The organism is Flavobacterium alkalisoli (assembly GCF_008000935.1).
Classification (GTDB): Bacteria; Bacteroidota; Bacteroidia; order Flavobacteriales; family Flavobacteriaceae; genus Flavobacterium; species Flavobacterium alkalisoli.
This window is the reverse complement of the sequence record NZ_CP042831.1, coordinates 1,584,065-1,595,883: the sequence shown is the minus strand read 5'-3', so window position 1 is coordinate 1,595,883 and position 11,819 is coordinate 1,584,065. Positions and strand designations below refer to the sequence as shown.

Sequence of the window (11,819 nt, the reverse complement as noted above, 5' to 3'; positions counted from 1 at the left end):
TTAGTTAGTTTAAATATCTTTGTAGGTAGACCCAGCCTGTTACTTTTTTACCGGCAGAAAGTGTCACTACATAATAATATGTCCCTGTCGGCAGTTCATCACCTTTATCGGACTGTCCATGCCATTCATTCTTGTAATTTTGTTTTTCATATACAAGTAACCCATAACGGTTATAAATCTTTAAATCCTGCACGTTTAGGTTAGACAAATCAAATTCATTGTTATAATCGTCATCACCGGGAGATATTCCCCTCGGAATAAGGCAAAAAGTATTATCAATATCTACTGAGGCAGTTACACTGCAACCTTCAACATTAACAGCTTCTACAGTATATGTACCCGCAGCTAATTGCGATATATTAATTTCAGAGCCTACCGCATTGAAACCTTCGGGGCCTGTCCAGCTATATGAAACACCATCCAGTTCATCAGCATTTGCAATCCATACCATATAATCAAAATCACGACAGCCGTTTTCTATAATAACATCAAAAGCTGCTGTATTTTCGGTTACCTCAAAAGATTCCTCTGTAATACAACCATCACTGCTTACCGTTACACTGTAAACACCGGTTTCATAAACTTCAATTTCCAAAGCATCTACACCTTCAATAAGATTATTATCCAGATACCATTGATAAGTAACCAGGTCTTCGTCAAAATTCCCGCTTATTATTTCAAGTTGCCCTGTTTGTCCCTCACATAGAGAGGCATCACCCGTAATTTCAAAAACAGGTAATTCTTTTACCATTACATTTACAGGGGTCGTTAATGAAGCACATCCGTTTACCACTACCCTTACCTGATAAGTACCCGCAGCAGTTATTCCGGCATTTGCTATAACCGGATTTTGCTCTGAAGAAGTAAAGTTATCCGGCCCTGTCCATTCATAAACTGCATTTACAACTTCGCCGGCACCAAGCATAATATCTTCCCCTTCACAAATTGCCGCTACAGGATCTGCCTGCGGCGCATCAGGAATATCCGTAAGGTTAACGGTAATAACAGCCTCATCGGCCATATTACACATTCCTGTTATAATATACCTGAACTCATATATCCCCTCCTCAAGATTGGTAATATCAAACTCACTACCAGAAAGCATTCCGGTACCGTTAACATCACTCCAAACTCCTCCTTCATCATGAGGGCTACTTAAATAGTTTTCAAGATTAATTACAGAGCCATCATTACAATACAAAACTGTATTATCATCGCCTGCATTAAGTTCATTGGTTGGTAAAACTTCATATTCCAATGTCTGGTTCATACAGGAAACAGGATTGTCGGTAAAAACCCTAACATAATAAGTACCAGAATCTGTATTACCATTAAAAGGTGAAAATTCAAGAGTGTTTGATGTGCTTAAAATTGTATCCGGATCATCGCCGTTATACCACTCATAGCTAAGAAACGAAAACTGCGGAACTGATAACTGCCCGTTTACACCCTGACACAAATTTGAAGCTGTTATTTCTATAGGCTGTACCTCTGTAAGATCCAGCTGTACATTTCTGTAGTTCCCGCAACTGTCTTCCACCCTGAAAATATAAGTTCCGGGTACCAGTCCATTAAAAACATTAGACTCCTCGTTATCAATAAAAAATGGCTCACCATTCATTTCTATTACAGCATAGTTTAACGGGCCTATACCTTCGGCTTCAATAGCCACTTCAACATTACCTGTTAAACAGGGAGTATTATAATAATCGATAATTTGCGGACCACCACTTACAAAGAATTCATGTAAAACCTCTGTACATTTATTATTTGCCGAACTACCGTTGCTATAGGTATTAAATGTTTTAACTATCCTGAACTGACCATCGTAAGGCAGGCTTAAATTATTTGCATTATTTATTAATGTAACTGCATTTACAGAGCCTACGTTAGCCGCTGTTGCACCGGTTCCCGGATGCCCCCAGTCGTCAATACCGGGATAATATTTTTGCAGCCAGAACTGCTGAAGTTCGGTACCGTTACTCGCATTTTGTATATTAAGCACAAATGAGCCGCAATTTTCTGTAACTGCATAGCTGTTTACTACTTTGTGATATCCCACTACTGTAACATCCATGGTGATAATACCACCACATTCATTACTGAAACTAAAAACATATTCTCCTTCCGGAAGACTGTTCATGTAAAGGGTACCTACAAAATTTATATTTGCCGAAACGTTTGCAGGCAATGGAGCTTCAAATGCAGGCGGAGCAGAAATTATACTTGCAGTAGTGAGAGTGGTACCTATACCCTTAGCCATCATAGAACCTATACCCTCCTCACAACCGGGACGCTGACTAACATCTACATTAAAAGTTGAAGATCCTACTGTAATTTCTTCAGTATACTCAATACCGCATTCATCAGTAAACTCAAAAACATAAGTACCATAAGCCAATCCTGTTATCATAAACTCTCCATCACTATTTATCAGGGCTGACAAATCCTGCGGTAAAGATTCCGGATAATCTGCCGGTGCACTTACTAATTCTATATTAATAATATCCCTACCCGGTATACTTAATTTTACAGAGGATGAAGTACAACCCAAACTTTGTACTACTACCTGAGGCGTTAGCTCTAATGTTTCAATTGTAAAACTACTCACCGCGACATTCCCGCAACCATCGGTAACCTGTACTGTATAGTCACCCATAGGAACACTATTGGTTTCAGAACCATACACCATTTGATCAATTTCAGTAAAATTCGGATGCATGGTATTAAAAGAAGCAGGATTAAATCCGGCAGGCGTATCTAAAAACTGAACCGTAAACGGTGGCATATAATTAAACACATCAATAGAGAAACTAAAGTCTTCGCAAGTATAAACCTCCGGAGTAACAATAGCAGAAAAAGTAGGTGTTATAACAAAATCAGAGAACTCAAATACATTACCGCAGGCATCAACAACCGTTACATCATAACTATATTGTTCACCATTATAAAAAGGTATATCTACTCTTAAACCATTATCAGGAGCTAGCAAAGTAACAGGTTGACCTCCGTTTGGAGGATAAATAGTATAAGTTGCAGTTATAGGTAAAAATATATCAGTTCCGGGAGGAAGAAAATCCGGAATAGTATTTTGAATCGTTATAGTATTACAGTCAGGCAAAGGATCTAAAAAAGCTGTAAAAGGATCTAACGACATTGTAGGTGTTTCCGCAGTAAGCTGTACAGACACAACAACCGCATTCCCGCAGTTATCATGCACCCTTACCTGGTATAAACCTATAGGCAGGTTATTAAATACATTTGACGGCTGTAACGGTCTTGTTACGGGACCGGATATTATTTCGTAAGAAACTGCTGTTCCTGTTAATACATTTACAGTTATTTTCCCGTCTGCACCACATCTCACCCTAACCGTTTGAAGAAGATAGTTTAATGCAATCACCTGATCTATTATGGTAACTGATGCAGTTTGAGTATTAGAATTACCGCCTAAAGATTGTGTTGCAACAACCATATAATCTCCTGCACTCAAACTACCTAAAAATGAAGAGGTGGTTACACCTACAGGGGTAGTGGTATCGGGTAAAAGATATACGGTATAGTCCATACTTGCCGAAGGATTAGTACCGGAAACAGAAAAACCAAGCATTCCGTTACCCAAACAGGTTTGCGGTGTAGGAGTAACTGTTAAGGTAAAATTGGGCAATTGGGCAAAAGTTGCCATACTAAACATTAAGAGCGAAAACGTAAAAAGCAATCGCCTCAAAGTAAGGTCTATGTTCATTATATAGCGGTTTGGTTTATTCTTACATACCGGCAGATTCTAACTGAACTACCTGTATTTTTCCGGAAATTCGTTTTAAAACTGTATTGCTTTAATTCAACAGCATTACAGCCTTACTTATTAAGATGCCTATACTCCTTAAATAGTTGTAATTTCCTTCTCAATTTACCCTAAACTCCATGCTTCATAAAACAACATAAAGCCATACATATTGATTATCAATAAAAACGAAAATCCTATTGGCTATCCTTAATAAAAACGAGGTTTATAAAAGTGCTTATCCGAAAAGATGAAACTTCCGGACAAAAAAAATCGACTAGTAACATATCTTACTAATCGAAAAAAATACAGGATAAACATTATGTTTTATCCCAGACTAGCAATTCTTTTTCAGCACTATTAATATCCTGACGAATAAAGATAGTTTATTGAAAATAAATTACTTAAAAAAAAGTTAAATTTAACAGTGCCTGCTACAGCTGCTATTTATTCTTAGTAACAATAGCAGTGATTTTTTTAATTTCCTGCTCTTTTTCTTTTGGATAGATAAGCAGTATATCATCCCTGTCTACAACAATGTAATTATCAAGACCATCTATAACAACTGTTTTATCATTATCTGTACGGATAATATTATTTGTAGCATTTTCAAGAAAAACCCTTGCATTTACAACTGCATTATTATTTTCATCCTTTCCCAGTTTTTCATGTAGTGAGCCCCAGGTACCTAAATCATTCCAGTCGAAAGAAGCAGGAAGCACATATACGTTTTCGGCATTTTCCATTAATGCATAGTCAATGGAAATATTATCTGCCTTGGTATAATTCTCTTCAATAAACTCTTTCTCTTCAGGATTATTATAATGATTGTAACCCTCTTTAAACAACTGGTACATTTGAGGCTGAAACTTTCTAAACGCATTTAAAACTGCCTCTACCGTCCAGATAAAAATACCGGCGTTCCATAAAAAGTTACCGCTGCTTAAAAACGTTTTTGCAGTTGCATAGTCCGGCTTTTCCCTAAACTGAGAAACCTTTTTAATAAGATTAGTATCCTGTTTATTAAATTCTATGTAACCATATCCTGTATTAGGGAAAGTAGGCTGAATACCCAAAGTCATTAAAACCTCCTGTTTAAGGGCACAATCAAAAGCTTTTTGAAGGTTATCCAAAAAAGCATTTTCATCCTCAATCCAGTGGTCGCTTGGCGCCACCACCATAACGGCATCGGGATTAAGTTTTTTTATTTTTAAGGTAGCATACAAAATACACGGAGCCGTATTTCTCATGGCCGGCTCAAGCACTACCTGATCCTGACAAAGATCGGGCAACTGCTCTAAAACAAGATCATTGTATATATCGTTTGTAAGTACAAGTATGTTTTCTTTAGGGATTAATTTTGAAAGCCTGCTGAAAGTTTTTTGTATAAGTGTTTCCCCAGTACCCAGCATATCATGAAACTGCTTAGGAAACTGTACAGTACTAACAGGCCAAAAACGAGAACCTACACCCCCCGCCATTAAAACAGCATAATAATTTTTGTTCATTATATTGGCAATCGTTTTTATTTATGTAAAGTTTTTATTTTATAAATCAATTTCAAAATGCTTTATCCTCAATTTAACAATTAATGAGGCAGCAATTCCACTTCGGCATTTGGATTAAAGAGATATACCCTTCCGGTGCTAACCTCCATACATTCAAAACGCTTAACCCTTTGTGCCCCTTTCCTGAAAATCTTACCGTTGTATATGCGGAAATGACTACCGTAAGGAATTTCAAAAATATAATTTTTATCTGACTTCTCATCAAATTGCTTCAACGCAATTGAGAGCGTTGCATCAGTATCGCTACTTGCTTTCGGGTTTCTGAAATGCCTTGCAAGAAGCGGCAATAACTGCGGCGGAAATATTTCAGGACGTATATAAGGAACCATCAGTCGCTGAAATGTAGCCTTCCATTCCTCACCATGAGGTTTTATGTTTCTGCCAAACTTTTCAAAAGCCGCCAAATGGGCAATTTCATGCACCAGCGTTATAAGGAACCTGTATTTGTTAAGGCTTGAGTTTACCGTTATCTGATGATATCCATTGGCATCTCTCCTGTAATCACCATGACGGGTAACCCTTTCGTTTACAATCTTAAGATGAACCCCATAATGTTTTATCATTTCAAAAACACTATCAACAGCATGTTCCGGCAAATAAGGGTCAATAATATGCTTCACTTATAATTTCTTTTATGGGGTGCTCGAAGATACTTCCAGCACTTTGCCGTTAAAGTATTTATTTCCTGTTAAAGCAAAATCATAAATATAATTGGCCATATCAGCTGCCGAAAGTGGTGCTTCATAACCCGGAAACGCCTCTTGTAGCATCTCTGTATTAACAGCACCAAGAGCCAGAACATTAAAGGCAATACCAGCCTCTTTATACTCCTCTGCCAAAAGCTCAGATAATGTTATTACAGCCCCTTTACTGGAACTGTAGGCTGAAAGCCCCGCAAACTTTACTGTTCCCTGAACACCACCCATACTACTGATTGTAATAACATGCGCTCCGCTTTTCATATAAGGCAGCACTACCCTGTTTAAGGCAGCTACACCAAAAACATTTACCTTATAGATATATTCAAATTCCTGAGAAGTTATTTGGGTAAACGGCTTATGAATAAGAGCCCCTGCATTATGGATAAGTACATCTGCCTTATGCCAGGTGTTAGCTATAAAATCATCCACTTTTTGCAGATTACCTTCTTCAGAAATATCTACAGCCAAACAGGAAATATTCTGGTTTTCTATAAAAGCCTGAGGAACCTTTCTGGAAATGGCAAGAACCTGATGGCCCGCATTTGCAAACTGCAGTGCCAGCTCATAGCCTATACCCCTGCTCGTTCCCGTAATTATTATATTTTTCATTTAGTCTTTAAGTACAATTTCTTTGGTTTCAGCATTAATAAGCTTTTCCGTTATCGGGATCATCTGCTGTATAAAATCTGCCATGTGAGCAGTATCCATCTCATCAAACTCATCACCTGGCTGATGGTAATAATGGAAACTCTCCATATCAGTAGTACTGAATGTGTGGGCCGGTATATTGAACTCCGTATAGAAAGGATAATTATCCGAAGCCCTGAACAACTGATACTTTATGGCAAAATCATAGTAACCTATAAATTTCTTACCACTATATTCATTGATTTTTTCTGCAAGGTTAGATTTTCCGTAACCTGTCATAAAAGCTACCATATCTTTTCCTGCAGGCATTGGCACACCTATCATTTCATAATTAAGCATCAGGTAAACATTCATATTAGCCTGCTTTAATTTTGCAGCAAGATGTTTAGACCCTAATAAGCCTTTTTCCTCTGCTGAGAAGAAACAGAACAATATACTGCGCTTGTTTGTCTTCTCTTTAGCATAGTAATTCACAAATTCAGTCACAGCAGTAGTTCCTGAAGCATTATCATCGGCACCATTATAGATGCTGTCTCCGGCAACTGCCTTACCAATACCCACATGGTCATAATGGGCACCAACTACCACAACCTCATTTTTAAGTTTAGGATCGTTACCTTCCAGATAACCTACAATATTATACGCAGGTTTAGAAAAGTTAGAAAGTGTATCCCTATAGGTAATAAAATAGGGCTTAATACTGTTTTTTACAAACACCTCTTCAAGGTATTTAGCAGCTTCTTCAATACCTTCTGTACCCGGGTCGCGGCCTTTAAGCTCATCAGAAGTTAAAAATTTAAGTGTAGTAGCGATACTTTCTTCGCTTACCTTATAACCATTTTCTTTTTTTGTATGAGAACCGGCACAGCCAACAACTAAGGTTAATAGTACCGAAAAGAAAAAGAATGATATTCTTTTCATTGTTTTTTGTTTTGTATTGCTAAAATAGTAAAAATCAACCGCTGCACCTAATAGTTATTGCTTTACGGATATTCCCAAAAAAAATCCGTCCTGAAATCAGAACGGATTTATTATTTTAAATTACAATAAGGCTTATGCCAGCATTGTAACAGGGTTTTCAATATACTGTCTAAGTGTTTGAAGGAACTGAGCTCCCGTAGCACCATCAATAGTACGGTGATCGCAAGTAAGGGTTACTGTCATAGTATTACCCACTACTATCTGACCATTTTTAACAACAGGCTTCTGAACGATAGCACCTACCGAAAGAATTGCTGAATTAGGTTGGTTGATGATAGAAGTAAATTCCTGAATACCAAACATACCTAAGTTAGAAACGGTAAACGTACTTCCTTCCATTTCTGCAGGAGTAAGTTTTTTGTTTCTTGCTTTACCTGCAAGGTCTTTTACGTTATTACCTATTTGAGAAAGACTCATAAGATCTGTAAAAGGAAGTACCGGAACTACAAGTCCGTCTTCTACAGCAACAGCCACACCAATACTGATGTGCTTATTGTATACCGTTACATCATCTTTCCACTGTGTATTGATTTGTGGGTGTTTGCGAATCGCCATTGCAGATGCTTTGATAACCATATCGTTAAACGATACTTTAGTATCAGGCACAGCGTTTATAACACCACGGCTTGCAATAGCATTATCCATGTCAAGCTCAATAGTAAGGCTGTATTCCGGCGCAGTGAATTTAGATTCAGCAAGACGACGCGCAATAGTTTTACGCATCTGGTTATTTTTAACCTCTTCTTTGCTTACCTCACCAGCAGGAATAAATGGCTGAGCAGCAGGTGCTGCCTGTGCAGCCGGAGCCGGAGCAGCTTGAGTAGGTTGTGCCGCAGCACCAGGAGTAAAGCCTTCAACGTCTTTCTTAACGATTCTTCCGTTTTCTCCTGTACCCTTAACCTGATTAAGGTTAATTCCTTTTTCTTCTGCTATTTTACGGGCAAGAGGAGAAACAAATACTCTGCCTCCGTCGTTATTTACAGCTTCAGCCTTAGGAGCTTCAGCAGTTTCTGCTTTAGATTCAGCCGGCTTAGCTTCTTCTTTTGTTTCAGTTGCAGCTGCACCTCCGGCCTGAAAGTTCTCGGCAATACCGCTAACATCAGTTCCCGCAGGGCCAATTATTGCAAGAATACTGTCTACCGGAGCAGACTGACCTTCCTGAACACCGATATATAAAAGTGTACCTGCATTGAAAGATTCAAACTCCATAGTAGCTTTGTCAGTTTCAATTTCAGCAAGGATATCGCCTTCCTCTACTTTATCACCAACTTTTTTAAGCCATGTAGCAACAGTACCATCTGTCATAGTATCACTAAGACGAGGCATAGTAACTACCTTAACATCTTTAGGTAACTCTGCAGCAGGAGCTTTTTTCTCCTCAGCTTTTGGAGCCGCTTCTTCTTTTTTCTCTTCTGCTTTAGCAGCAGGGGCAGCATTACCGCTTAGAAGGCCGGAAATATCTTCACCTTCTTTACCGATAATTGCAAGAAGTGAATCAACCGGAGCCGACTCCCCTTCCTGTATTCCTATATGTAAAAGAGTACCTGCATAGAAAGACTCAAACTCCATAGTAGCTTTGTCTGTCTCTATTTCAGCAAGTATATCCCCTTCCTGTATTTTATCTCCAACTTTTTTAAGCCACGTAGCAACAACCCCTTCGGTCATAGTATCACTTAATCGTGGCATTGTAATAATTTCTGCCATTTTTATTGTAATTTATGTGGTAAAAAAGGATAGTTTTCCTGTTCGTAAACAACGTCATACATAACGCTTAAATCCGGGTACGGAGACTCTTCTGCAAATTTCTCACACTCCGCAACAAGATCTTTTACTCTTTCATCAATAGCTTCAATTTCTGCATCTGTAGCATAGTTATTTTCTTTGATGATATCAAGAACCTGAGTGATAGGGTCAATTTTTTTGTACTCCTCAACTTCTTCTTTGGTTCTGTAGTGCTGAGCATCACTCATTGAGTGACCTCTGTAACGGTACGTTTTCATTTCAAGGAAAGTAGGACCATCGCCTCTTCTTGCTCTTTCCATAGCTTCATGCATAGCTTCGGCTACTTTCACAGGGTTCATACCGTCAACCGGTCCGCAAGGCATTTCATAACCAAGACCAAGTTTCCATATATCTGTGTGGTTAGCAGTCCTCTCTACAGAAGTACCCATTGCATAACCATTATTCTCAACAATAAACACTACAGGAAGTTTCCACAGCATAGCCATGTTAAATGCTTCGTGAAGTGATCCCTGACGTGCAGCTCCGTCACCAAAATAAGTAAGGGTTACACCACCTGTTTCAAAATATTTATCTGCAAACGCGATACCGGCACCTACAGGAATCTGCGCTCCTACAATACCGTGACCACCATAAAAACCGTGTTCTTTAGAGAAAATGTGCATAGATCCTCCAAGACCTTTTGAAGTACCTGTACCTTTACCTAAAAGTTCTGCCATTACTTTTCTTGGGTCTACTCCCATACCAATTGGCTGAACGTGGTTACGGTAAGCCGTAATCATTTTGTCTTTAGACAGGTCCATTGCATGAAGAGCACCGGCAAGAACTGCTTCCTGCCCGTTATATAAGTGAAGGAAACCTCTAACTTTCTGCTGGATATATAAAGCAGCCAGCTTGTCTTCAAACTTTCTCCAAAACTGCATGTCTTCATACCATTTCAGATAAACTTCTTTTGTAATTTCTTTCATTTCCTAATAGATGTTGCTAATATGTTCTTTAAAAATCTGATTTAGACGCAAAAAGTTTCCTCACACAAATTTGCGAACTGCAAAAATAAGACTTCCCTTTAATAACTAAAAAAATAAATCAAAGTATTTTACCCTTTTTTCCACATACAAAAAATAAAAAAGGGATTTTTATCAAATCCCTTTTAAATATTGTATTTCCAACTACTAATATTCGTCATAATCGTCTCCAAAATTGAATGAAAGTGAAAAACGAAGTGTATTTTCAAGCGGGTTTCTTACCTGCGAAGCGGAGAATAAATAAGAAACATCGACCTTAACAGCTGTGTATCTGAAACCGGCACCTAAAGAGAAAAACTTACGGGCACCTTTCATTTCGCTTTCATTAAAATAACCTAACCTAAACATAAAAGCATCCTGATAGCTATATTCTGCCCCTACCGAATAAGTAATTTCTTTAAGCTCTTCGCTAAATCCGTCCGGCGCATCACCAAATGACTTAAACATACCTGACACCCAGCCTATTTTTCTGTAATCCTGAAGATCCTGAGAATAGTTCGTGTCTGCAACAGCTCTGTCTGACGCATCTACAGTACCGTTTCCGTCAAAATCCTCAAGGACATAAGCCGGAGGCGTAGGTACCATTAGCTTAGTAAGCTCCAGGTTAACACCTATTTTATTGTATTCGTCAAAAATGAAATCAAAACCTCCACCTAATCTCATGTTAGCAGGCAGGAAGTTTGCATTTTCTTCATTATCGTCGTTGTTGTAGTTAATCTTAGGACCCATGTTCTGGAAGTTGAATCCAAGTCTCCATCTACCGTCAAAATCAGAATAAGGTATTTCTTCCGACTGATAGAAACCAGCCACATCAAAAGCAAAAGTAGTTGCCGCACTTGCATCACCACCACCTGCAGTTTCAGGTATTCTTAAATTAGAGCTGATAAAACGTCCTGCAACAGCCATTGAAAAACGCTCACTTAATTTAAGTGAATAAGAAAGGTCTAAAGCAAGTTCGTTAGGACTTCTCACTACAGGCTCCTCATCTGGGTTTTGCCTTAACTCGATATCACCTAAACCAAAATAACGAAGACTGGCACCAAAAGCACTCCTGTCGTTAATCCTGTCATAAAATGTTAACTGAGCTAATGAGATATCATTTGCAATATCCGTAAGGTATGGAGTATAACTTACAGACCCTCCATATTCTTTAAGCGCAAAAGCATATTTTGCCGGGTTCCATTGCTGAGAGAAAACATCTGTTGAAGTAGCAACGCCGTTATCGGCCATACCCGCCGCTCTTGCATCTGCCGCTATCAGTAAAAAAGGAACTCCTGTGGTAATTACTCTTTCTGTTTGTGTTTGAGTTTGAGCCTTTGCCATCTGCACTCCTAAAAGGATAATGGCAAATAAAATTATTTTCTTCATTTTT

At 38.5% G+C, this 11,819-nt stretch carries 8 protein-coding genes; all 8 read right to left on the bottom strand.

What is annotated here, in order from left to right; translation table 11 throughout:
- Positions 1-4: 4 nt before the first annotated feature.
- Entirely contained in the window at positions 5-3,685 is a 3,681-nt protein-coding gene (locus FUA48_RS07055; protein ID WP_168196946.1) for a gliding motility-associated C-terminal domain-containing protein, read from the bottom strand.
- A gap of 542 nt (positions 3,686-4,227) precedes the next feature.
- Positions 4,228-5,292 carry a mannose-1-phosphate guanylyltransferase gene (locus FUA48_RS07050; protein WP_129749256.1) on the bottom strand — a complete coding sequence of 355 codons (1,065 nt, stop codon included), beginning with the start codon at positions 5,290-5,292 and terminating at the stop codon, positions 4,228-4,230.
- A gap of 80 nt (positions 5,293-5,372) precedes the next feature.
- Entirely contained in the window at positions 5,373-5,972 is a 600-nt protein-coding gene (locus FUA48_RS07045) for a SprT-like domain-containing protein (protein ID WP_147582885.1), read from the bottom strand.
- 12 nt (positions 5,973-5,984) lie between these two features.
- Positions 5,985-6,662: an SDR family NAD(P)-dependent oxidoreductase gene (locus FUA48_RS07040; RefSeq protein ID WP_147582884.1), complete on the bottom strand. Its 678-nt coding sequence runs from the start codon at positions 6,660-6,662 to the stop codon at positions 5,985-5,987.
- Positions 6,663-7,418, bottom strand: coding sequence for a M28 family metallopeptidase (locus FUA48_RS07035; protein WP_394349208.1), 756 nt, complete (start codon positions 7,416-7,418; stop codon positions 6,663-6,665).
- Positions 7,419-7,754: 336 nt separating this feature from the next.
- Complete coding sequence (locus FUA48_RS07030) at positions 7,755-9,386, bottom strand: pyruvate dehydrogenase complex dihydrolipoamide acetyltransferase (RefSeq protein ID WP_147582882.1); 1,632 nt, start codon at positions 9,384-9,386, stop codon at positions 7,755-7,757.
- A 2-nt stretch (positions 9,387-9,388) separates the two neighbouring features.
- Positions 9,389-10,390, bottom strand: coding sequence for a pyruvate dehydrogenase (acetyl-transferring) E1 component subunit alpha (gene pdhA, locus FUA48_RS07025; protein ID WP_147582881.1), 1,002 nt, complete (start codon positions 10,388-10,390; stop codon positions 9,389-9,391).
- Between the two features lie 204 nt (positions 10,391-10,594).
- Positions 10,595-11,815: a type IX secretion system outer membrane channel protein PorV gene (gene porV, locus FUA48_RS07020; protein WP_147582880.1), complete on the bottom strand. Its 1,221-nt coding sequence runs from the start codon at positions 11,813-11,815 to the stop codon at positions 10,595-10,597.
- Positions 11,816-11,819 lie beyond the last annotated feature (4 nt).